This is a genomic window from Longimonas halophila (genome assembly GCF_002554705.1).
Lineage (GTDB): Bacteria > Bacteroidota > Rhodothermia > Rhodothermales > Salinibacteraceae > Longimonas > Longimonas halophila.
Map to the genome: position 1 here is coordinate 41,151 of NZ_PDEP01000009.1, position 22,300 is coordinate 63,450.

Sequence of the window (22,300 nt, forward strand, 5' to 3'; positions counted from 1 at the left end):
AGCCGACGGCTACCACACGGGTTCGGCCTTAAACATAGTGAAAAGGGTGTTGAGTCCGTCGTACTTGGCGCGCAGGGCCTGCATCTGAGCGCGCGGGTCGGCGGGCGTATCGCTGGTGGACGAGGACGATGCGTCGGGCTCCGGGGCCTGCACGTCGATCTCGATGCCATCCACGGCATCGGCCACTGCGTCGGGCAGGTGGGCGCGGAGCAGATCGGTGCAGCCCATTAGCGTGTCGAGATGCAGCTGTTTGGGTACGGTCAGGCGCAGCGTGCCGTTGGCGCAGCGGGCCGGACGCGCCTCGCCCAGCAGGCTGCCCACGCCTTTGCGCTCGTCTTTCACGCGCTCTACGTACTGCGCCCAGGCATCGGTCAGGGTCTGCAGCAGCGCGGTGCCGGTGTCGGGCTCGGTGGCCACCGCCGGACCCGGATTCGAAAAGCCGGGGGCAGAGGCTTCTTGCATGGTGTTCTGGGGCGCACCATCACCCGAGGCGCTGTCGTCGTCCGATAGCGCCGGCGGGTTGAACAGGTCGTGGTATCCGGCGTCGTTGTCTGCGGGAGTCTCCGACGATGCAGGCTCCGAGGGCGGCGCGTCGGGCGTGTCATCGTTGGGGGAGGCAGGTGTTGTGTCCTCAGGCGCCTCCGCATCCTCAGGGGCTGCAAAAGTGTCGTCGTCGGTTTGGTCGTCGGCGTCGGACTTGTGTTCGGGGGGGGCAGCGTCGGTGGAGTCGGGCGTGGGTTGAGGGGAAGCAGCGGCATCGGGCTCCTCCTGCGCGTCTTTCGCAGGATTTGGGGCATCGGGGCGCGGCGTGCGGGCTGGTTCGGCGGCGCGGGCCGTCAGGTCGTCGGCTGTGGGCTCGGGCTCCGTGCCCGTGTCGGGTTCGCTCGTGGTGGATTCGGGGGCAGAGGCATCACCCGGCTCGCTCGGCTCGGGGCTCGGGGTCGGCTTGGCCGTGGCGCTGCCGGGGGAGGTATCTTCCGGAGAGCGGGCGGATGGGCTCGACGGCGTGGAGCCGCGCGCCTGTTCCTGCGAGGCGTCTGCTGCCTGGGGCGTGGAATCGCTGGCGGGGGGCGGATCGGGTGTTGGCTGGGGCGCCGTGCCTTCGGTTTCCTCCTGAGAACCGGACGATGATGATTCCTGCACAGGGGCAGCGGTAGGCAGCGTGCCGTTTTCGGCGTGGGCTTCGAGTGTGCTGAGCTGGTCGAGGGCGTTTTGGAGATCGCCCGCGCGGCTGAGGTGCGCCATGTTGAGCAGCGCGAGTTCGAGCTTCAGGCGCGGCTGGCTGCTCTGCTTCACGTCGGTTTCGGCATCGCCCACGATCATGAGCAGGCGCAGCAGGTCGGCCTCGCTAAAGCGCTGGCTGCTTTCCACGTAGCGCGGACGGGCGCTCTCGGCGATGTCGGAGAGGGCCTCCGGGCCCAGCGTGTGCGCTACGAGCAGGTGACGCAGGTGCTCGGTGAGTCCGGCCAGGAATTCTTGCAAGTCGTAGCCGGTGCTCATCACGCGCTGCACGAGCTGCAGCACACCGCCGCTGTTCTGGTTGGCGACATGGTCGACCAGGTCAAAGAAGAGGTCGCGGTCCACGACGCCGAGCGCCTGGGCCAGTTCGCTGTAGGTGAGGGTTTCGCCGCAGAGCGAGACGGCCTGATCGAAGGCGCTGAGGGCATCGCGCAGAGCACCATCCCCTTTGCGGGCGATGAGCATGAGCGATTCTTCGTCGGCTTCGATGCCCTCGGTCTCGCAGATGTGGCGCAGGCGCGTGACGATGCGGGGCACCGGAATGCGCCGAAAGTCGAACCGCTGGCACCGCGACAGGATGGTGGGCAGCACTTTGTGCGGCTCGGTGGTCGCGAAGATGAACAGCACATGCGGCGGCGGCTCTTCGAGCGTTTTCAGCAGCGCGTTGAACGCCGAGTTCGAGAGCATGTGCACCTCGTCGATGATGTACACCTTCTTCTGGCTGCCCTGCGGCGGAATGCGCACCGACTCGCGCAGCTCGCGGATGTCATCGACCTTGTTGTTGGAGGCGGCGTCGATCTCGAAGATGTTGAGGCTGCGTCCGTCCTCGAACGACTGGCACGAATCGCATTCGCAGCAGGGCTCGGCCTTGTCGGGGCGCTCCTCCAGCGGCGTTTCGCAGTTGATGGCTTTCGCCAGGATGCGCGCTGCGGTGGTCTTGCCCACGCCGCGCGGTCCGCTAAACAGGTAGGCGTGCGCCAGGCGATCCATGCGCAGCGCATTTTTGAGCGTGTCGGCCACATGGTCTTGGGCCACCAGATCCGAGAACACCGCGGGGCGGTACTTGCGGGCGGTAACGAGATAGCGGTCGGCCATGGCGTAGGCGAGGCGGCAAACAGAACGGGCGAGTACAGATGCGAAGCATGCAATATACAACGTGGGCTACATGCCGTCAACTCTGTGTGGTGCGTATGCTACGACATAGTGAAGGTGTCGTTGCGCGGTGGGGGGCCGGGAGCGAATGGAAGACTTCCAGCATCGGACCTGTCCTGGTCGTGTTGTCCGACGGAGATGCACGCGAATCCTGCGGCGCGTGGGTAATGTCCATTGCATTTGACTTTCATGATCTATAGTTTACACATTAGAAATACTAATATCATAGTATTAAAGATATAATCCACACAGTAGCTATGCGTCTGTCAAACTTTATACTGGTCGTTCTTTTTCTATCGAGCTCCTGGGTTTTCGGCGTGCATGCACAGTCTATTGAATTGGGAGCCCCGCAACAGGTGCCTATTCAAGATACGGAAGCCCCGCTTAATGCAGTTAATTTTGTTCAACCGGTAGGGCAAGACTCCCTCGTCATTGCTGACAGAGCGGGGCGTCTTGCGCTTTTTGTCAATGGTGCGTACGCAACCGATCTTGGCGAGCAAGGCCAGGGCCCCTGCGAACACCAGTCGATTTTGACCACGGGTCGATACGCGTCGCTGCTTTTTGGGCTTGATCGGGGGCAGCAACGAGTTTTAGCGTACAATTTTGCATCGGGGGCGTGTACGGGGCAAATGCAGACCTCTGAAGTTCATCGTGCCACGGGGCTTGCCAGTACCGAGTCGAACCTGTTTCTTGCGCGAGGGCAGTACACATCGCAGACCGAGCCCGATACGCCGCTTTTCTTCCGGGTTGAGCGCGAACAGGAGGTAGAGGATGAACCTGCAGAAGGGTCCGTTGTGGTCGAGACGTCATTCACGTTGGCCGACCTTGATCCGGTTTCGTTTCCCGTCCCGCTCAGTGTGCGAACGCCTGTGGAAACGCATGAGACATCGGTGTATTTTGCGCTTCCGTTATCCCCTAAGATTGTTCGATATGACCGCGAGGCTGAGCAATTCTCGTCGTTTGAGATTGACCTTGCGCTTCCAACTGCCGATGAGGTCGCATCGCTTGCCCCTGAGGACCTACTGCCGCTGGTAGAGAGCGACATCGAATTTGTGGAGCATCTGCACGTTACGGATGACCATGTGGTAGTTGCTTCGCGGCGTGGAACAGGTGCCGATGGGGTATGGCGCGTACAGGTGTACGACCATGATGGCACAAAGCAAGCCGCCCAGACCGTTGAGCATCAGATTGTTCACCTTACCGGAGCGCACATTATGCAACTCCTGACAGAGGAGACCGAGGATGTGGTATATACGGTCAGCAAGGTGCCGTATACGTTGCCATGAAGGCGTGTCGTCGGTGCACTACATAGCTTTCTCGTGGGACTTAGCAGGCTCTTCGTGCCCTGGCAAGACACGCACGGAAACTTTCGGCTTTAAGATGCCGTGCATACACATCTGACCACTGTAGCCGCACCCCGGATATTGCTAAGGGCCTGTACCAAACCCATGAAGAACGAACTGCACCCCAAATACACCGCGCTGACCGTTCAGTTGTCCGATGGGTCGACCATCGAAACCCGTTCGACCCTCGACGTCGAGGCGTACGAGTCGGATGTGGACTCTACCAACCACCCATTCTACACCGGACGGCGTCAGTTTGTAGATACCGCCGGACGCGTCGAGAAGTTTAACCGGCGCTACGGCCTCAAGAACGACAATGACGACAATGACGACGCCGAGGACGACAGCGACGACGCGTAGTATATTATCTCGGAGCATCCCGCTTCGAGCTGTGTCGGAAGGGCGACCTGTGTAGGCAGGCCGCCCTTTTCTATTTACAGCGCATTGTGAAGCATGCGCGTGGAGTCCCCACGTTGTGCGTCCACCTTGCTCCTGTTGATCCGTCACGGTGCCCCCATCTATTTTTGCGAACTCAACCTCCCTTGCTCCATGAGCACGCCGCTAAACCCTGTTGCCCTCATTACGCAGAAGCGCGACGGCCAGTCCGTAGCGCCCGACGACATTACCCGCCTCGTGGATGCCTACACCGCAGGCGAGGTGCCCGACTATCAGATGAGCGCCTTCATTATGGCGGCGTTTCTGCAGGGCTTGAGTGATGCCGAGGCTGCAGCCCTCACCGACGCCATGCTGCATTCTGGCACCGTGCTCGACCTCAGCGGCACATCCGGCATCAAGGTCGACAAGCACTCCACCGGCGGCGTCGGCGACAAGGTCTCGCTCATCCTGGCCCCGATTGTGGCCTCGCAGGGCGTGCCCGTGCCTATGGTGTCGGGTCGCGGACTGGGCCATACCGGCGGCACGCTCGATAAGCTGGAGTCCATTCCCGGCTTTCGCACCGACCTGTCGATGGCCGCCTACAAGCAGCAGCTCGACGACATTGGCATTGTGCTGATTGGGCAGACGGAGGAGATGGCGCCCGCCGACCGCAAGCTCTACGCGCTGCGCGACGTAACCGGCACCGTCGAGTCTATCCCGCTCATTGCGGCGTCCATTATGAGCAAGAAGCTGGCCGAGGGCATCGACGCGCTCGTGCTCGACGTGAAGTGCGGGCGCGGCGCCTTCATGAAGACGGAGGCCGATGCGCGCACGCTGGCCGAGACGCTTGTAGCCATTGGCGAGGGCCACGACACCCCCACTGTGGCGCTCCTTACCGACATGAATGCTCCGCTTGGACGTGCGGTGGGCAACTGGCCCGAGGTGGCCGAGAGCGTGGCGTGCCTGCGTGGCGAACACGACGACACCCCGCTCATGGAGGTTACCTACGCTCTGGCGGGCGAAATGCTGGCGCTGGGCGGCGTGGCCGATACGCCCGAGGCCGGACGCCAGCACGCACGTGAGGCAGTGGCCTCCGGCGCGGCGCTCGACTGCCTGCGTACGCTGGTGGAGGCACAAGGCGGCGACGTCTCTGCGATCAACGATCCCAGCACGCGGCCCGACGCCGAGCCCGTGGCTACCGTCACCGCTCCTAAGGGCATGCGCGGTACCGTCAATGAAATTGACGCGCTGGCAATTGGGCACCTCGCGGTGGACCTGGGGGCGGGCCGCCGCACTAAAGAGGACACGGTGGATCCCACCGCTGGACTTACGCTACAGGCGCACATTGGCGAAGCCGTAGCTCCCGGCGACGTACTCGCGCAGCTGTACACCGACCGCACCGAACAGCTCGACGCTTTTGCCGAGGCGCTTCGCGACGCCTACACCGTGGGCGACGCCGCCCCCGAGCGTAGCGCGGCAGTGTGGGACCGCTACACGCCTGCGGGATGGGCGAGTCAGGTGTAGGTGGCTTGCACCGTAACAATTTGTGTTGTTGTATAGTAGATAGAGATGCACAAGATGTCCCCAATCAACGGGCCCGCCTCAAACGGCTAAACGCAGCGGTGCTTTGAGCGCTGTTGCGTGTGGGCCGCCTCACGCTACTTTTCAACTGGCTGCATTGTTATGATCTTATCCATCTGGGCGCGTTTTAAGCGAGCGATTCGTTCTATCTTTGGGGGAGCCGTTTCTGCGATGGAGAACCCCCGCCTGGTGCTCGAACAGAACATTCGGGAGCTTAACGACCAGGTCCCCGAAATGAACGAAAACATCGCCACGGTGAAAGCGAACATGATTATGCTGCGCAAGGAGGCGGAGAAATCCGAAGATCAGGTGCAGCAGCTCACCTCGCGCATCAAAAGCGCCATTCAGTCCGATCGTGAGGACATTGCGCGCAAGTACGCCATGCGCCTCGAAAAAGAGAAAGAGAGCATGGAGCGTACGCAGAAGCAGCTTCAGCACGCTGAGAAAGCGTATGAGAAGGCGCTGAAAGTCAAGAAGTCGTTCATGCGCGAGAAGGAGAAAAAAATCCAGGAGGCGCAAGATGCACTGCGGGCCCACGAGCAGGCCAAGTGGCAGTCCGAAATTGCGGATACGCTGGAGCAGTTCGAGGTCACCGGCCTCGACCAGACGCACGACGAGATGGTGCAGAAGCTGAACCGCGAAACCGCCGAGAACGAAGCCCGCATGGAGCTGGCGCTGGATTCGGTGGATTCGGAGGCCCTGCAAATTGAAGAAGACGCCGAAGAGATGCGAGCCGCAGAGCTCGTTGACCAGTTCAAGATGGAGATGAATGCAGGCGCTGAACGCGACAAATCGGACCGCGCCACCGAGTCGGAGGACTCCATCGATCTGCCCGACGAACTTGAAGAGAGCGAGCCGCAGAAGACCATTGGCAAGCAGCAGCGCACACAGTCGGAGTAGCACCGGGTCCCACGCATCCAACAGCTCCCTGTGCGTCGTGGCGCTGTTGCGTACGGAGATCCTTCTACACAGAAATGCTGGTGATGCTATGACCGACGATGAGTTCAACCGCATCAAAGATGCCGAGAAGCAGCACCTGCGGGCGAAGCGGACCCTGCGCCGGTTGCAGAACGCGCTGCGTGAACAGAAAGAGGCTGGGCGTGGCACCGTAGCCCGCATGACGGAGCGCATCCAGGCGCTGTTTAACGACCACCGCTCGGCCCTCGACGCATTGCAATGGGACACCGCACGCCTTGAAGCGCGCCTCGATGCGCTGCGCGACACACTGACCGGTGCATCTGCAGACACTGATGCACGGAACAGCGACCCCCGCGAAAGCGATGGGCCCGGCGATGACGACGTCTCCGACGATGAAGCTACTTTGCGCATGCACCGCGCCGAGCGCCTGGTCGATGATCTGCGCACCCAGTTGGACACCGATGCTCCCGATGCACCGAGAGATTCCAGCTCTTCTACCAACGACTCATCTGAGAGCGCGCCGCCCGACGATGGGCTCCCCGAGAAAACCATTGGCCGTGTGCCTCGCTCTTGATTGTACCCTCCTGCTATGGATGAACCCAACTACACGCAAGCTGCCTTCCTGCACCCGTGGAACCTCATCTTTCTTACGGTGGGGCTCAGCGTAGCTGTTGGGCTGGGCATTGCCACGGGGCTGCCGGTCTGGCTGCTCATTGGGTTTGTGCTGGCCTCGGAGCTTGTGGTGCTGGGCACGGTGCCGCGAAACGAGCGGTTTCAGCGTGTGGTGCGGGCCGACCACCGGGCCGAACGCCTAAAGCCACCTACAAAAGAAGAGAAGTACAAAGCCCTCACGCGGCGCCAGCAGCGGCGTTACGCTCGGCTGCGCACGCTCTGCACCGAAATCGAATCGAACTATGCCAGCCTGAACAGCGCCTCGCAGCAGCTGGTGCAGCGCACGATTCGCAAGCTCGATAATATTCTTGACTCATATCTCGATCTCTTGCATCAGCGCAACCGGCACCGCGAAGCGATCGACAGCGCCACCGAAAACAGCATCCAGAAGTCGATTTCCTCACTCGAAGACCGCCTCGACGACATGTCGGACCGGGTGCGCACCGTCAAGGAGCGTCGCCTGAAAGTGCTGAAGCGGCGGCTGGCGCGCTTCGAGAAGGCCCACGAGAACCTGGACGTGATCGAGGCCCAACTGCAGACGGTGGAAGACGTGGCGAAGTACATCCACGAGCAGTCATACACGCTGCAAAACCCCGACGAGATTACGCACCAACTCGATGCGCTCTTCCAAGAAGTCGAAGAAGCGCAGGAGCACGTCCGCGAGATCGAAAACGTGTTCAGCGACCCCGATTCATATCTCGATGACATGGACGAGATGGACGAGATGGACTGGCTCGACGAGGACGAAGAGCCGCTGTCGGCCCCGGACCCTCACTCCTCAGAGTCAGATAAATCAGGCCCAACCCGCTCGTCGCGCACACAGGCGTGAGCGTGATCGATCAACGATCACAAGGCGTAGCCCCGTCACCCCGGCACCTCGCCTTGACGCGCGTACGCCAGCATGAGTTTGGCATGCGCTACGATGGGAGCCTGAATGGGAAGCTCTTGCAGGCGCTCCTGCGGCGTGGTGGGCAGGCCCGGCGGACTCACGCGGCCCATCCACAGCTCCAGCTTATCGCCCAAGGCGCGCGGACCCGGAAATTGGCCTTCGGGGAAATGCGTTTCGTAGAAGCGCTGCTTTTTCGACAGACGCTCGCGTACCGCTTCGCCCGTGGCTGCCAGCTCCGGATCCTCCTGTTCAACCATGGTGCGGCCAATCAGGTAGTCGCGGTACTGAAATGGAAGCTGCAAGAGCACCGCTTCCAGCGCCTCGGCCTGTTCGGGATGATCACGCAGGCCCACCGCCATCGCGCGGGCCGTAACCGTGGCCAGCAGGCAAAGCGTCTCCTCGGCCACCAGATCGGGCTCTGTGCCCTCAATGGAGCCGATGTCGCTCAGCACCGTGTGGGTAGTGTCTTGCGTGCACGAGAGCGCCCCCAGCGCGGCAAACGTGCTAAGCTGGGCCACGCGGGTCCCCGAATCTACAGGCAAATCAGACATAAACAGACGGGTGCAACGGGCAAATGCAACAGAGAGACACAGAGCGGATGCTACTCGTCAGATTTCCAGTTTCCGCTCTGGCCTCCGGTTTTAGCGAGCAGGTGTACGTCGTTAACGCGGATCTCTTTCGTCACGGATTTGCACATGTCGTACACCGTAAGTGCAGCAATCGACACCGCCGTCATGGCTTCCATCTCCACACCGGTCAGTCCGTTCGATTTTGTGAACGCCCGAATTTCGATCGCGTGGCGCTCTGCATCCAACGAGAACTCGACCTCCACTCCGTCAAGCTGCACGTCGCGGCAGAAGGGGAGCAGCTTGCTCGTTTGTTTTGATCCCATAATACCGGCAATCTGTGCCACGCTCAGCACATCGCCCTTACGAATCGTACCACTTTGCACGCGTTCAAACGCCTCAGGGCCAATAACAACCGTGCCTTTGGCGACAGCAGTGCGAACAGAATCAGGTTGATCCGAAACGTCGGCCATACGAATACCACCTTGTAAGTCAGCGCGTGTGAGCGGAGGCGAGTCGGTCATGGGAACAGGATACCGGGAGGGCAGGCAGTGGAGCTGGTAGCCTAAAGCGATGGCTACACAGCAAGTCATACGGCACACGGTACGGCGAAGCGATCGCATGTGTTTTGGGAGGATGCAACAGCTTCGAATAATTTCCGAGGCGATATCGCATCCACACGGGGCGGTGCACCGCGCTCTATTGCGTTTTCGGAGGTACAGGCTGGCGCAGCACCAGCATCCCGACGCAGTTCGACAGGTGCTCGTTGAAGCGGCACGACCACGCTGCAGAGGAACTGCATCTTCGGCGGTTCGGTTCATGCGCATCCCCTATTCTACTTCTACGTTCGCGTTTTCCTCGGTAGCCTACCCTGCGTCTGTGACGTTTCTGAACCCACTGCTTCTTGTGGCCTTGGCCGCCGTTGGCGTCCCGCTGATGCTGCACCTGCTCAACGTGCGGCAGCCCACGCAGGTCGACTTTAGCTCGCTGGCCTTCGTGAAGACGATTGAGAAGGCCGCTGTGCAGAAGATCAAGGTAAAGCGCTGGCTACTCCTGGCGCTGCGGATGCTGGCGGTGGCGCTCCTCGTGATGGCGTTTGCGCGTCCACACTGGGGAGATGGCACCGGCACGCTCTTCGGCCCCGATGCGCGCTCGGCGCTGGGCATCGTAGTCGACAACAGCCCCTCCATGCAGCAAGACGGCCCGAGCGGTCCGTACCTCGACCAGGCCGTGCAGCGTGCGCAGGGCGTGCTGGAAACACTGCGCCCCGGCGACCAGGCCGGCATCTGGCCCACCGTGCCAGCGCCCGACTCACCCGAAGCGCTCGTGCGCACCCGCGAGGCGGCCCGCGCCGATCTCGATGCCGTAGCGCACCGTGGCGGCACGCCGTCATTGGCCACCCGCGCCCTCGATGCCGCACAGGCCGTAGCCGGGTCGGGCCAGCCTCGCAAGGTGGTGTACGTGACGTCGGACTTCCAGCGCACGCGCCTGGGCGATTCGCTACGCACCGCCTGGCCCAATGAGGTGGCGCTGGCGTTGCTCCCGGTAGATACCCAGCCGCGCTCCAACACCGGCATCACCAACGTGCGCGTGGCCAGTCCCATTGTGGAGGCGGGGCAGCCCGTGCGCATTGAGGCCACCATCGCCCAGACGGGCCCGCCGCCCGAGGAGGTTGTGGCCTCGCTCTATTTCGACGATGAGCGCGTCGCGCAAACCGCTGTATCCCCCACCCCCAACGATCCGACGGAGGCCTCTTTTACCGCAATGCCCGCCACGCGCGGCTGGGTGAATGCACGCGTTGAGTTGGAGGGCGACGCCTTTGCGCCCGACGACGTGCGCCACGTCACGTTCTTTGTGCCGGACACGCGCGAGGTGCTCGTTGTGCGCGGCCCCGGCCAGTCTACGCGCTTCGTAGAACTGGCGCTGTCGCAAGCGGTCACGGGCGAGGCCGTAGCGTTTAACACCACCGTGGTAGAGCGTGCCGCGCTGGCCCAGACCGAACTGAGCGCATACGATGCGGTCCTGCTTGTGGGCCCCGAGCGCATCGCCTCGGGCGAGCGAACGCGCCTTCAGCAGTATGTGCAGAGCGGTGGCGGTGTGCTGCTCTTTCCGCATCCAACCGCCGACATTGACAGCTATACTGCATTGTTTGAGGCGTGGGGCGGCGGGCAGGTGCGCGGCATAAGCGGCGCGCCCGGCGCAGATGTCTCGGTAGCTACGCTGGAGCGCGCCGCGTTCGACCATCCCCTGTTCGACAGCATGTTCGATGCCCGCGGCCAAGCCAGCGAACCCTCGCTGGAGCGCCCCGCCATCTGGGCTGCTCTCGATTGGCGACCACGCGGGGGCGGCCAAACGCTTATCGAGCTCTCTACAGGAGCGCCGTTTCTGTACGAATGGCCCCTCGGACAGGGCCGCGCGCTGGCCGCAGCCGTAGCGCCTACCCTCGATTGGAGCGAACTGCCCACGCGGGGCCTGTTTGTGCCGCTGCTGTACCGATCCATCTTCTACGCAACAGCGGGCGAATCGGTAGAGGGGCCGTCTGTGCCCACAGGGCAACCCGGCACGCGCACCGTGCAGGGCCTGGCGCCCGACGCGGATCTTGTGCTGCAGGGACCCGACTCCGCCGCACCGTTTCGTATTGAAGCCGCACCGCGTCCGGGAGGCGCAAGCATCACCGTCCCCGCCCTGTCGGTGCCTGGCGTGTATACGCTGCAAGCCGACGGGGAGCCGGTGCTGCATATGGCTGTGAATCATGATGCATCACTGACGCAGCTAACACCCGCTGCAGCGGATGAGGCGGTAGCACATTACGAATCGATCGGCATTCCCCGCGTGCAAGCCCTGTCGGTTGAAGCGCGTCCCGGTGCCGTAGCTCAGGCGCTTGAACAGCAGCAAGCAGGGGGAGCACTCTGGAACGTCTTTCTGATGCTGGCGTTGGTCTGCTTGGTTGCTGAAATGGTCGTTGCACGGCTCTGGACACCCGAAACGGCTACGCCGTCGGCGTGAAAACGCAGCGTCGCATGGGGGCTCTGCAACCGGCCCCGTCCCTCCCGTCTGATACCTGTTGTTCCTGTGGTTGCCACTGCACATTATACTGGTATCATCGTTGTCGCGCTGTTCATGACTGTTGCGACCGTTTCTGCTGCCGTGTGCCGCCTGCGCATCCGCCGCCCGCTACTGGTTGTGCGTGAAGGACCCTGGGGGGGCGTGCCGCTATCGCCTCTTCTCTTTTTGGGGGCTGTTGCCTTTGGACTGACAGCGGCGTGGGCTATGGCATATCCTGTGCATTCGATTCCTGCGCTTGGTTATCCTGTGGTCGGTGGGCTCTGGTTTGTGGCCCTGTGGAGTATCCAGCCCACCGTCATTACCGAATATGGGATCGTCCCTGATGTGCGGTGCATGGAATGTGCCGTGCCGTGGGGGCGCGTTGTGGATTACAGCGTGTCGCGGGATACAGATGATAGCGGACACTTCATTTTCTTCTATCGAAACGGGCCCCAAGCTCCCCCAGCTCGCGTAGATGTGCACGTACCAGCGGCGCAGCGCGATGCCTTAACACGAATCGTGCAACGTAAGCTGGATGCACGTTTTGCTATGGCTGTGCAAAGGGCCTACCGTACCCCCTCTTCTGCGCAATAAACACAGCGGAAGAGCGAGGCGCAGTCCCCGCAAAGCAGCCTCGCAACAGCATGTGCAACACCCCTCTCATCCATTCGTACAACCTCCACATACAAGCTCAACAGCCTGGGCTTGTACTCGCACGCTTTGTACTAACGTCCTGTTGCCTCTTTGATTGCAACGTCTCCCGATACGACTGAAACCGCCATCATCGTAGGCGTCATTACGCCCGACACTTCGCGCTGGGCGGTGCGCGATAACCTCAACGAACTGGAGCAGCTCGCTCGTACCGCCGGTGCCCACGTCGTAGAGCGCGTCACACAGTCGCGCACACGCATCGACCCCGCTACGTTTATTGGATCCGGCAAGGTAAAAGAGGTTAAGCGGCTGGTCAAACAGCACAATGCCGACCTGGTGATCTTCGATGACGACCTGGCTCCGGTGCAGGTACGTAACATCGAGCGCAAGATGGATGCGAAGCTGCTCGACCGTTCAGGGCTGATCCTCGACATCTTTGCGGGGCGGGCCCAGACCGCAGCGGCCAAGACGCAGGTCGAACTGGCGCAGCTGCAGTACTTGCGCACACGCCTCACTCGGCGGTGGACGCACCTTTCTCGTCAGAAAGGCGGCATTGGCACGAAGGGGCCCGGTGAAACGCAGATCGAAACCGACCGCCGCCTTATCGACAAGCGCATTGCTACGCTGCGCGAGAAGCTGGAAAAGATCGACCAGCAGCGTACCACACAGCGCAAGGCTCGGCACGGCTACACCCAGGTGTCGCTCGTAGGCTACACCAACGCGGGTAAGTCGACCCTCATGAACGCGATGGCCGATGAGTCTGTCTTGGCCGAGGACCAGCTCTTTGCCACGCTCGACGCCACCACGCGCAACATTACGCTCGGCGGCACCGAAGAGGTGCTACTGTCGGATACGGTCGGCTTCATCCGCAAGCTGCCGCACCGGCTCATCGAAAGCTTTAAGAGCACGCTCGACGAGGTGCGCACCAGCGACCTGCTGCTGCATGTCATTGATGTGACGCATCCGCGCTTCGAAGATCATATGCGCGTGGTCGATGAAACACTCGACGAGCTCGATGCACAGGATATCCCACGATTGCTGGTCTTCAACAAGGTGGATGCGCTCGACGATACGCATCTGCTTCGTGCGTTGCGCCGCGACTATCCCGATGCTGAGTTTGTGTCGGCACTGCGGGGCATTGGCGTCGAATCGCTCAAAGAAGAACTGCTTGCACGTATCCGGGCCGACTACGTGGAGCGCACCGCTGTGCTTCCGGTGACTGAGCCCGCTCTCATTGCGCAGATCCACCGCGACGCCGATGTGCTCACCGAAGAGTATACCTACACCGATGAGGAAGACGGCGCTGCCCCGCAGGCAATAGCGCGCATCCAGTACCGGTCGTCTGAGAAGTACGATCAGCGCCTGACCGAGCGTATTGAAGCGCTTGACTTTGGCCATACCGAGCGCGACGAATCAAACGCGGAGCCGGCTGTGGCACGCGCTGATGCGTCGGCGGCGTAGTGCAACCACACAGGCTATGGGCGCGCATGTGCCGAGCCTGCAATATGATGCATGAAACGGCACAACGGCATAGGCTTTGCGGTACATAGGCATCCACCGTCCTCTCACAGACCCGCCGGTTCGTCCGAGCGAGCGTTATGAAAGTTCGCGACGCCATCCATACCGACACGCCCGCTCTGCAGACTACCGATACAGTGGGCGAAGCGCTGGGCGCACTCATGGAGCATCATGTGCGTCACCTTCCGGTTATCGATGCTGACGAACAGCTTATCGGCATCATGTCGGAAGAGGCGCTGATGACGGCCGACACGCACGAGGCCACGATTGAGGCGCTGGTGGCGCGTCAGCCCATCGCGGTGTATCCGTCTGACCACGTGTTCGACGCAGCCCGCACGATGGTGCGCCACGGACTCAGCACCGTGCCCGTCGTTGATGGCGAGCGGCAGTACATAGGGCTCATCCGCCGCCACGACATTTTCGACACCTTCGCCCAGATGCTGTCCACGCAGGCGCCTGGTGCCATTTTGGCGCTCGAAGTGGATCCGCGCGACTATGCGCTTGCGAAGCTGGTGCATCTCATCGAGCAGAATGATGCCAAAGTGCTGGCTGTGGCCTCCGAGACGCCATCGCAGACCGATGCAAGTAAATTGCGTGTCACGCTGAAGTTGAATGTGGTGGATACGACACGCCTGCGCCATGTGCTGCAGCACAACGGCTATGACGTGGTGGCGTCGTTTGGCGATGAGGATGACGAGCTACTCGACCGCATCGAAGCCTTTATGCACTACCTCGACGTGTAATCGAACACACAACGAGGCCCCCCTTGCCTTTTGAACTGTCCATTGCGGCACGTGCGCCAAGGCCCGAACGCTTGCCCACCGTTCGTGCGTAGTTTGGCGCCCGTGCCGCGTCTATGTCTGCCTACACCATAGGGCGCTACGTGCAGCATTCGCTACAGCACGGCCCCCCGTCCGGTTCTCGTTGCTCTTCATCCAACAGCCCCGCCTGCCTGTGTCCGATGCCACGCCCTCGCCTGCTGCCGTTCTTGAATCGCTCACGCTGTTGGCCACGCTCTCCACTGCCTCCGATGTGCGGAACGCGGTGGCTGAGCGCCGGGCCGGGCAGGATCCCAGCGCGCAAGAACCAGTGGCACGTGCCCAGACCCGCATTCGCGACGCCTGTACGCCACTCACCAACACCGCGCTCTACCTGCTCCGCAGCGCCGTGCCCGCAGCGTCCGACGACGTCCCCATGGCCGCGGTGGTGCGCCACTTCGACGAGCGCATGCTGGTGTACCGCATGGGGCAGTGGGCCCACGACATCCACCAGGCGCTCTTGAGCCTCTACCCGCGCGTATCCGAGGCGCTGGTGGAAGAGGCCCGCGCCGTGTCGAACTTGGCCGACGCGCTGGCTGAAGCCCCCGCCGATGTGTTTGTCGACGAGCTACACACGGTCGCCCAGCAAGCGCTCAGCCTGTCGGCCTGGGCGAGCCGCGAAATTGATGATGTGTTGTAGCAGGTGTCGTGGAGGATGTAAACAGTGCATGCCATCAACGGAGCACACAGACCACGATTTCGTTTTGGTCTTGCGCCTGCTGATAAAACGAGCGAATAGTCTGCAAGAAGCGCGGCGCAATTGTTTCTGACAACCGTTTGCGGTCGAACCCCTCTCGTTCTTCAGTACGCACCTGTTGTTGGTTGATGCACTGCTCCACATTGGCTTGAAGATCTGCCACAGTCAGCTTCGCTAATGTGGTGCGGATCGCTGCTATATCTGACGGCATGTTGTAGCGTAGCGGAAACTCGCCTGCACCTGCCATGACAGGGACGTAAGTGTGCCACCCCACGCGGCGGGCCCCGCGTGTAGCCCATACGCAGGGATTGCCGGATGTGTGGGTTTCATGCCACTCCCACAGACTGTCTTTTACAAATGCTTTGCAGGTAGGTCCGACCAGCATGGCCAAGTCGGCATTGTTACGAGCAGAGACGAAACTAATCGTACGTGGCGGAGGCTCCGACGGAGGATCGTAGTAGTACTGCACCGGTTCATAGAATGCAGGCCGGTCAATGTCCTGCACGCGCTTACGAAGCGAGAGCAGGTCAACAGCCACTTCTGCATCATATCGGTACACATCGTAAACGCGGCCCATTACATGAGGTAGTTGAGAAACAAGACACTCGTGTACCCTATGAAGGTAAAAATGTTACACTTATGGGCATGCAACTACAAAGTCAACATCCCAATCTCCCAGGAAGTCTTGCACCATAGACCTCGTGGTTTGAGCGTCCCCAAGAATATCACCCTCAAGCTTGATGTCCCTCGACAATAGTGTACGCATGACTCGGAAATGTATCATGTTAACGTCTCGTTCGTTCGCATAAGATGGCAACTCAGGTCAGTCACCTCATGTCATCGAAGTACTGATTGACATCATGCCCTCTCCATTTTTTTAAAATGGTATACACCTCTTCTTGAGGCGCGGAGATATACCGACGCCAAGCCTCGTTTTCTTGATGCGGGTAGCCAAGTAGGTTGTTCATCGCGTTGTTTATTGCCAGAGCCGCAGTCTCATCGGAGGTGTCGTCCACAGGCCATCTTTGAATTACGCCACGAACCTCCTCCTGTGATAGCCCAAAGAGCGTGCTGAATTCCCAGTCTGGAAAGAAGGGCCCCTCAACAGAGGCGTTTAGACAATCCAGCACAATCTTTTGCTCGTCCGATGTCAAGTCTTGTAACGCCATACAAGGAGAGCTTGATTTCTATCAGTGCAGAAATGACTGGAGCAACTCATAAAAGTACTCCCGCCGCCATTCAATCTTGTGTGGCCCGAGAAGCATTGTCAGGAAAACACCAAATCAGCTTTCTGTATCACGGATATTGGAGCGAGCCTCCGACAACTTGTTAGCGTAATCCGGTTGAAACGGTTCGTCCAATTCTGATTCAAGAGCAGCCAGTATGTCCCAAAGCACACGAGCTTCTGCCTCGTACAGGCAACGTAGAAGTGAACCAAAGTAGATGGGGTGTGTCCAAATGCACTCGTACAGTAGTCTCACCGAAGACTTGCAAGGTTTTGTTGTAACGAAGCAGGAAGCGGAGCTTGAGAGGGCCAGGGACTGGACGCCCTTTCCTGAGGCGAACGGTCCCGACAGTGGTTGGGACAAGTTCCTCCGTTCGCCTCCCGCCGGAGACGTCCGCACCGGAGGCTCTTCCCGTCTCCGGCTACAGGCTCATTTCTTCCACCACGTAGCATTGAACCGCTACCAAAACGCCGAGCCATGGCCCAAAGCCATCACTCGGCGGTCTTCGCGTTTCCGTTTGTGTGGGAGCGTTGCGCCTACATGGACTCTGGCGCGTCAATACCGAGCACGGTGAGGCCGTTGCGCAGCACCGTGCGCGTGGCGTCGGCCAGCTTGAGACGGGCCGCGCCGAGGGCTTTGTCTTCGCCGATGATGTGGCAGGAGCCATAGAACTGCGAGAACGCCGTGGCCACCTCGCGCAGATACGTGGCTACGTGGTGCGGGGCGCGCTGCGCGGCGGCGCGGTCAATCACTTCTGGGAAGCGCAGCAGCTCCTTGATCAGCGCCGTCTCGTCGTCGTGCGTGAGCAGGGTCAAGTCGGCATCGTCCGTCGCATCCAGTCCGACCTCGGCGGCCTTGCCGTAGATCGAGCAGATGCGGGCGTGGGCGTACTGCAGGTAGAAGACCGGATTCTTGTCGCTGGCCTCGGTGGCCAGGTCCAGGTCGAAGTCGAGATGCGTGGAGGCGCTGCGCATCAAGAAGAAGAAGCGCGTCACGTCGGCGGTGACCTCGTTGATGAGGTCGTCGAGCGTCACGTAGTTGGCGCGGCGCGTGCTCATCTTAACGGGTTCGCCGCCGCGCACCAGCGTCACGAACTGGTAGAGCAGCACTTCCACACGGTCGGTGTCGTAGCCCAAGACATCCAGCGCGCTGATGACATCCGGATACGTGGCCACATGGTCGGCGCCCAGCACGTCGATGATCGCATCGAAGCCGCGTTCGAACTTGTCGGCGTGGTACGCAATGTCAGGCGTGCGATACGTCGGCTCGCCCGTCTTTTTGATGAGCACCGTGTCTTTGTCCTTGCCAAACTCGGTGGTTTTGAACCAGAGCGCATCGTCTTTTTCGTAGGTGTAGCCCGCCTCCGTAAGGCGCTCCACGGTCTCGTTGACACGGTTGTCGTCGTAGAGACGGCGCTCGTTGAAGTAGTCATCCATTTCGATGCCGAGGCGCGCCAGCGTGCCCTCGATCTCGGCAAAGATGACCTCTTCGGCCTTGTCCTGAAACGGACGCAGCGAGTCGGTCGTCAGGAGCGCGGCGCCGTGCTCGTCGGCCAGCTCCTGGGCAATGTCAATAATGTACGCGCCCTGATAGCCGTCATCCGGAAACGAGACGGGCACCTCTACGGTGCTGCCATCGTCGTGGGTGAGCGTCTTCATCTCCACATCCGCCACGAGGGCTTCGTAGCGCGCCCGCACCGACTGCGCCAGCACGCGCATCTGCCGCCCGGCGTCGTTGTAGTAGTACTCGCGGGTGACGTCGCACCCCGTCCATTCGAGCAGGTTCGCCACCGTATCCCCAAGCACCGCATTGCGCCCGTGGCCCACGGTAAGGGGTCCGGTGGGATTCGCACTGACGTACTCCACGATCGCACTTGTCTCAGCTCCGGTGGTGGTGCGTCCGTACGACGAACCGGCCTTGAGCGCGGATGCCAGTTGGTCGGTCAGATAGGTATCCGCCAGCCGAATGTTGATGAAACCGGGGCCGGCCACCTCCACAGCGGATACGCGTTTCGGGTCGACGCGTGCACGCAGGGTCTCAGCCAGTTCTTCAGCAATGGCGCGCGGGTTGTTCTTGAGCACACTGGCCAGTCGCATCGCGGTGTTGGTGGCCCAGTCGCCGTGCTCGGGCTGCGCCGGACGCTCCAGCTCCACCTCAAAGTCGGCGGGGACGGCGTCGTAGGTGTCGAGGATAGCGCGCAGGTGCTGGCGGAGTTGGTCTCGCATAGCGGCAGGCAGTCATACAAAAGGGCGATGCATACACGTAGAAGGTGCACGCATCGCCCAACGTAGGCAGCGCAAGCGTATCCCGAAAGACACCCCGGCAGGTTTGCCGAAAAATTAGCCGGTGTTACTCCGCTGGAACGGCGTCTTCGACCTCAACCACATCGCTGAGCTCGTCCTCCTCGAACATGCGCGACTTGGTGAGGAAGCGCACGCCGAGCGGGATTTCGAGGGAGAAGCTGGCCCCGCGCCCGGGTTTTACGTCGATGATAAGCTGCATGTACTGCCAGTACTCGTACTGATCGCGCGCAATGTAGAACGGGCAGTCGTGGATGGTGCCGAGCTTGATATCGCTCGTGCCCACTTTGAACTCATCGGCGGGGTAGCACATCGGCTGCGAGCCGTCGCAGCAGCCGCCGCTCTGGTGAAACATGAGCGGCCCGTGCTCATCGCGCAGCTCGTCGATTACGGCTTTGGCGTCGTCGGTGACGGTGACTCGGGGAATCGGCATAGCAGGCAGGCGGCAAGGAAAAGGAAGCGTATATGCAGCAGCCGAGCCGCCTCGAAAGACGACCCGGCTGTGCATCCAGTACACTACAGATAACGTGTTGAATCTATAGCAGGTTAGAAAAAGCCCATCGCATTCTTGTCGTACGAGATGAGCATGTTCTTCGTCTGGCGGTAGTGGTCGAGCGCCATCTTGTGCGTTTCGCGCCCGAAGCCCGACTTCTTGTAGCCGCCAAAGGCTGCGTGGGCGGGATACGTGTGATAGCTGTTCACCCACACGCGTCCGGCTTTGATAGCACGTGGCACCTCGTAGAGCTCATGCGCATCGCGCGTCCACACGCCCGCACCGAGTCCGTAGAGCGTGTCGTTCGAGATCTCAATCGCCTCGGCCTGATCCTTGAAGGTGGTCAGCGACGTGACCGGACCGAAGATCTCTTCCTGGAAGACGCGCATCTTGTTGTGGCCCTTGAAGATCGTGGGCTGGATGTAGTAGCCCTCGCTGGGCATGCCGTCGCCGCCCATGCGGTAGGCATCGCCGCCGGTGAGGACTTCCGCGCCCTCGTCCTTGCCGATCTGCAGGTAGTTCAGGATCTTCTCGTACTGATCGCTGGAGGCCTGTGCGCCGACCATGGTGTCGGGATGCAGCGGATCGCCCATCTTGATGTTCTCGACGCGATCAATCACGCGCTCCACAAACGCATCGGCAATGGACTCTTGCACCAGGATGCGGCTGGGGCAGGTGCACACCTCGCCCTGATTCAGCGCAAAGAGCGCGGCGCCTTCGAGGCACTTGTCGAAGAACGCGTCGTCGGCGTCCATCACGCTCTCGAAGAAGACGTTCGGGCTCTTGCCGCCGAGCTCCATCGTCATCGGAATGATGTTTTCCGAGGCGTACTGCATGATAAGACGCCCGGTGGTGGTTTCACCCGTAAACGCAATCTTGTCGATGCGTGGCGACTGCGCCAGCGGCTTGCCGGTTTCGACGCCAAATCCCTGCACGATGTTGACGACCCCCGGAGGCAGAATGTCTTGCACGAGTTCGGCCCAGAACATGATGCCGACGGGCGTCTGCTCCGCCGGCTTCAGCACGACGGTGTTGCCTGCGGCCAGGGCCGGACCCAGCTTCCAGGCGGCCATGAGCAGCGGGAAGTTCCACGGGATGATCTGCCCTACCACGCCCAGCGGCTCGCGCACCTGCATGCTCACGGTGTCTTGGTCAAGCTCCGACACGGTGCCCTCTTCGGCGCGAATGGCCCCCGCAAAGTAGCGGAAGTGATCAATCGCCAGTGGCAGGTCCGCATTGAGCGTCTCGCGGATCGGTTTGCCGTTGTCGACCGTCTCGACCCGGGCAAGAAGCTCCAGGTTTTCCTCCATCACATCCGCAATTTTCAGCAGGATGTTGCTGCGCTCTTGCGCAGACGTGTGATTCCACGTTTTGGCAGCCTCGTGCGCCGCGTCGAGTGCCTTCTCAACATCGGCTTTGCGCGAGCGCGCTACGCGGCAGAAGGGCTTGCCGTCAACAGGCGATACGTTGTCGAAATACTCCCCGCCCTCGGGCTCGACAAACTCGCCACCAATGAAGTTGTGATAGGTATCCTTAAACGTAGGCCGATCGTAGGCTTTTTTCTCTTGTACAGCTTCCATAGCAACGGTGTGGATCGATGAAGGTGGAAAACAACGGGCAAGCTCTGCTTCGTCCTCAGTTAACACGTACCCGGAACCGCTTCCAAAGTTTGGAACCGCTTCCAACTAAACGTGACACGAAGTGCAGCGATAGGAGCAGACGAAGCGTTCTTAACATCGCCTTCGCAACGACAATTCACTTGTTAAATTTTCCCAATCTGTTGTATATTTCTATCAATCCGCTGTATGTGCGTTCTTCTTTAGGATGTTATGGCTGATATGGACCCATTCGAGGCCATCCGTGCGGCGCATCCGCCCACCGACCTCATCGAGAATCGAACGACCTTCGGCGGACCCGATGCTGAGCTGTCCATCTACGACACGTACAACGAAGCTACGCATGTACGGCTTCAGCGCTCGCATCCACTCATCTGCGGCATGATTCGCGGCAAAAAGGTGATGCACGTTGAATCTAACGAAACGGCGCTGCCGCATGAGGAGGCAGACGACGCCCCCACGATGATTGCGGATGCGCCCTTTGACTTTATGCCGCACGAAACGCTCATTGTGCCGTCGGGACAGCCGGTGTACATCGACTTTCCGGAGGCGGCGCCCGATGCGCCCACGACCTGCCTTACGGTCGAGATCGACCGCGACCGCATTCAGCAGGTGGTCGACCGCATGAACGAGCACATGCCACGAACGCCCGAGTCGGGGGCATGGACGTACGACGACCTGCGTCCACAGCACTACCGCCACCTGCCCGATGTGGACGAGACGGCGCGACGCCTGGTGCGTGTGTTCACCGAAGACCGTCCGTACAAAGACACGCTCATTGATTTGGGCATCACCGAACTGGTGGTGCGGCTGCTTCGAACGGAGGCGCGCACGCTGCTCCTGGTGCACAGCGAGGAGGCAGCAGATGCCAACGGACTGGCGGCAGCTATCGAGTACATCAAGCAGCATTTGCACCGCCGCATCACCATCGACGAGGTCGCCAACGCCGCGTGCATGAGCACCTCCAGCCTCTACCGGTATTTTCGGAATGAGATGGGCTGCACGCCGCTTCAGTTCATCACCACCTGCCGCATCCGCCACGCCAAAACCCTGCTACGCGCCCCTGAGCAGTCGGTAACGTCTGTCGCGTACGAATTGGGCTTTTCGGATGTCAGTCATTTCATCCACACCTTTCGGGATGCGGAGGGCTGCACGCCCGGCACGTATCAGCAGCGCCATGCGCCGGACGCGTAGCGGCACG

Annotated in this window: 20 protein-coding genes; 12 read left to right on the forward strand and 8 right to left on the reverse strand. The window is 61.0% G+C overall.

Going from position 1 to position 22,300, the window contains the following annotated elements; genetic code table 11:
• Positions 1–9: 9 nt before the first annotated feature.
• Positions 10–2,334 carry a DNA polymerase III subunit gamma/tau gene (gene dnaX / locus CRI93_RS10225; RefSeq protein WP_098062541.1) on the reverse strand — a complete coding sequence of 775 codons (2,325 nt, stop codon included), beginning with the start codon at positions 2,332–2,334 and terminating at the stop codon, positions 10–12.
• A 686-nt stretch (positions 2,335–3,020) separates the two neighbouring features.
• On the opposite strand from dnaX, the gene CRI93_RS10230 reads away from it, so the two are divergent.
• The 6 genes from CRI93_RS10230 (at position 3,021) to CRI93_RS10255 (ending at position 8,109) form a co-directional block, all read left to right on the forward strand.
• Entirely contained in the window at positions 3,021–3,677 is a 657-nt protein-coding gene (locus CRI93_RS10230) for a hypothetical protein (RefSeq protein ID WP_098062542.1), read from the forward strand.
• A gap of 162 nt (positions 3,678–3,839) precedes the next feature.
• Entirely contained in the window at positions 3,840–4,094 is a 255-nt protein-coding gene (rpmE, locus tag CRI93_RS10235; protein ID WP_098062543.1) for a 50S ribosomal protein L31, read from the forward strand.
• Between the two features lie 189 nt (positions 4,095–4,283).
• The gene (locus CRI93_RS10240; protein ID WP_098062544.1) at positions 4,284–5,633 is read left to right on the forward strand and encodes a thymidine phosphorylase; all 1,350 of its coding nucleotides are present in this window, start codon (positions 4,284–4,286) and stop codon (positions 5,631–5,633) included.
• Between the two features lie 159 nt (positions 5,634–5,792).
• Positions 5,793–6,590, forward strand: coding sequence for a PspA/IM30 family protein (locus tag CRI93_RS10245; protein ID WP_098062545.1), 798 nt, complete (start codon positions 5,793–5,795; stop codon positions 6,588–6,590).
• 88 nt (positions 6,591–6,678) lie between these two features.
• A complete protein-coding gene (locus tag CRI93_RS10250) occupies positions 6,679–7,182 on the forward strand; it encodes a hypothetical protein (protein ID WP_098062546.1) in 504 nt (167 codons plus the stop codon).
• 15 nt (positions 7,183–7,197) lie between these two features.
• Positions 7,198–8,109: a hypothetical protein gene (locus CRI93_RS10255; protein ID WP_098062547.1), complete on the forward strand. Its 912-nt coding sequence runs from the start codon at positions 7,198–7,200 to the stop codon at positions 8,107–8,109.
• Between the two features lie 35 nt (positions 8,110–8,144).
• Here CRI93_RS10255 and CRI93_RS10260 read toward each other — a convergent pair whose 3' ends face one another.
• Complete coding sequence (locus CRI93_RS10260) at positions 8,145–8,720, reverse strand: hypothetical protein (protein ID WP_098062548.1); 576 nt, start codon at positions 8,718–8,720, stop codon at positions 8,145–8,147.
• A 50-nt stretch (positions 8,721–8,770) separates the two neighbouring features.
• Positions 8,771–9,259: a cyclic pyranopterin monophosphate synthase MoaC gene (moaC, locus tag CRI93_RS10265; protein ID WP_098062549.1), complete on the reverse strand. Its 489-nt coding sequence runs from the start codon at positions 9,257–9,259 to the stop codon at positions 8,771–8,773.
• A gap of 355 nt (positions 9,260–9,614) precedes the next feature.
• Between moaC and CRI93_RS10270 the strand changes: the two genes are divergently transcribed.
• The 5 genes from CRI93_RS10270 to CRI93_RS10290 all read left to right on the forward strand — a co-directional run bounded on the left by CRI93_RS10270 (position 9,615) and on the right by CRI93_RS10290 (position 15,407).
• Entirely contained in the window at positions 9,615–11,741 is a 2,127-nt protein-coding gene (locus CRI93_RS10270) for a vWA domain-containing protein (RefSeq protein ID WP_176521821.1), read from the forward strand.
• A 114-nt stretch (positions 11,742–11,855) separates the two neighbouring features.
• Entirely contained in the window at positions 11,856–12,374 is a 519-nt protein-coding gene (locus tag CRI93_RS10275) for a hypothetical protein (protein WP_098062551.1), read from the forward strand.
• 150 nt (positions 12,375–12,524) lie between these two features.
• Positions 12,525–13,892 carry a GTPase HflX gene (hflX, locus tag CRI93_RS10280; RefSeq protein WP_098062552.1) on the forward strand — a complete coding sequence of 456 codons (1,368 nt, stop codon included), beginning with the start codon at positions 12,525–12,527 and terminating at the stop codon, positions 13,890–13,892.
• 137 nt (positions 13,893–14,029) lie between these two features.
• Positions 14,030–14,692 (forward strand): CBS domain-containing protein, encoded by a 663-nt coding sequence (locus CRI93_RS10285; protein ID WP_098062553.1) that lies wholly within the window; start codon positions 14,030–14,032, stop codon positions 14,690–14,692.
• 211 nt (positions 14,693–14,903) lie between these two features.
• Positions 14,904–15,407, forward strand: coding sequence for a hypothetical protein (locus CRI93_RS10290; protein WP_098062554.1), 504 nt, complete (start codon positions 14,904–14,906; stop codon positions 15,405–15,407).
• A gap of 34 nt (positions 15,408–15,441) precedes the next feature.
• Here CRI93_RS10290 and CRI93_RS10295 read toward each other — a convergent pair whose 3' ends face one another.
• The 5 genes from CRI93_RS10295 to CRI93_RS10315 form a co-directional block, all read right to left on the reverse strand.
• Positions 15,442–16,041, reverse strand: a complete 600-nt coding sequence (locus CRI93_RS10295; RefSeq protein WP_098062555.1) for a hypothetical protein — start codon at positions 16,039–16,041, stop codon at positions 15,442–15,444.
• A gap of 250 nt (positions 16,042–16,291) precedes the next feature.
• Positions 16,292–16,633, reverse strand: coding sequence for a hypothetical protein (locus CRI93_RS10300; RefSeq protein WP_098062556.1), 342 nt, complete (start codon positions 16,631–16,633; stop codon positions 16,292–16,294).
• Positions 16,634–17,226: 593 nt separating this feature from the next.
• On the reverse strand, positions 17,227–18,915 hold the full coding sequence (gene argS / locus CRI93_RS10305; protein ID WP_098062557.1) for an arginine--tRNA ligase: 1,689 nt from the start codon (positions 18,913–18,915) through the stop codon (positions 17,227–17,229).
• A gap of 124 nt (positions 18,916–19,039) precedes the next feature.
• The gene (locus CRI93_RS10310) at positions 19,040–19,423 is read right to left on the reverse strand and encodes a DUF779 domain-containing protein (protein WP_098062558.1); all 384 of its coding nucleotides are present in this window, start codon (positions 19,421–19,423) and stop codon (positions 19,040–19,042) included.
• Positions 19,424–19,536: 113 nt separating this feature from the next.
• Positions 19,537–21,063: an aldehyde dehydrogenase family protein gene (locus CRI93_RS10315; RefSeq protein ID WP_098062559.1), complete on the reverse strand. Its 1,527-nt coding sequence runs from the start codon at positions 21,061–21,063 to the stop codon at positions 19,537–19,539.
• A 249-nt stretch (positions 21,064–21,312) separates the two neighbouring features.
• Between CRI93_RS10315 and CRI93_RS10320 the strand changes: the two genes are divergently transcribed.
• Positions 21,313–22,293 (forward strand): helix-turn-helix transcriptional regulator, encoded by a 981-nt coding sequence (locus CRI93_RS10320; protein WP_098062560.1) that lies wholly within the window; start codon positions 21,313–21,315, stop codon positions 22,291–22,293.
• Positions 22,294–22,300 lie beyond the last annotated feature (7 nt).

Bases quoted from the DNA above. Each gene is read 5' to 3' on its own strand.
- dnaX (WP_098062541.1), bottom strand. From the start codon at position 2,334: ATGGCCGACCGCTATCTCGTTACCGCCCGCAAGTACCGCCCCGCGGTG.
- CRI93_RS10230 (WP_098062542.1), top strand. From the start codon at position 3,021: ATGCAGACCTCTGAAGTTCATCGTGCCACGGGGCTTGCCAGTACCGAG.
- rpmE (WP_098062543.1), top strand. From the start codon at position 3,840: ATGAAGAACGAACTGCACCCCAAATACACCGCGCTGACCGTTCAGTTG.
- CRI93_RS10240 (WP_098062544.1), top strand. From the start codon at position 4,284: ATGAGCACGCCGCTAAACCCTGTTGCCCTCATTACGCAGAAGCGCGAC.
- CRI93_RS10245 (WP_098062545.1), top strand. From the start codon at position 5,793: ATGATCTTATCCATCTGGGCGCGTTTTAAGCGAGCGATTCGTTCTATC.
- CRI93_RS10250 (WP_098062546.1), top strand. From the start codon at position 6,679: ATGACCGACGATGAGTTCAACCGCATCAAAGATGCCGAGAAGCAGCAC.
- CRI93_RS10255 (WP_098062547.1), top strand. From the start codon at position 7,198: ATGGATGAACCCAACTACACGCAAGCTGCCTTCCTGCACCCGTGGAAC.
- CRI93_RS10260 (WP_098062548.1), bottom strand. From the start codon at position 8,720: ATGTCTGATTTGCCTGTAGATTCGGGGACCCGCGTGGCCCAGCTTAGC.
- moaC (WP_098062549.1), bottom strand. From the start codon at position 9,259: ATGACCGACTCGCCTCCGCTCACACGCGCTGACTTACAAGGTGGTATT.
- CRI93_RS10275 (WP_098062551.1), top strand. From the start codon at position 11,856: ATGACTGTTGCGACCGTTTCTGCTGCCGTGTGCCGCCTGCGCATCCGC.
- CRI93_RS10285 (WP_098062553.1), top strand. From the start codon at position 14,030: ATGAAAGTTCGCGACGCCATCCATACCGACACGCCCGCTCTGCAGACT.
- CRI93_RS10295 (WP_098062555.1), bottom strand. From the start codon at position 16,041: ATGGGCCGCGTTTACGATGTGTACCGATATGATGCAGAAGTGGCTGTT.
- CRI93_RS10300 (WP_098062556.1), bottom strand. From the start codon at position 16,633: ATGGCGTTACAAGACTTGACATCGGACGAGCAAAAGATTGTGCTGGAT.
- argS (WP_098062557.1), bottom strand. From the start codon at position 18,915: ATGCGAGACCAACTCCGCCAGCACCTGCGCGCTATCCTCGACACCTAC.
- CRI93_RS10310 (WP_098062558.1), bottom strand. From the start codon at position 19,423: ATGCCGATTCCCCGAGTCACCGTCACCGACGACGCCAAAGCCGTAATC.
- CRI93_RS10315 (WP_098062559.1), bottom strand. From the start codon at position 21,063: ATGGAAGCTGTACAAGAGAAAAAAGCCTACGATCGGCCTACGTTTAAG.
- CRI93_RS10320 (WP_098062560.1), top strand. From the start codon at position 21,313: ATGGCTGATATGGACCCATTCGAGGCCATCCGTGCGGCGCATCCGCCC.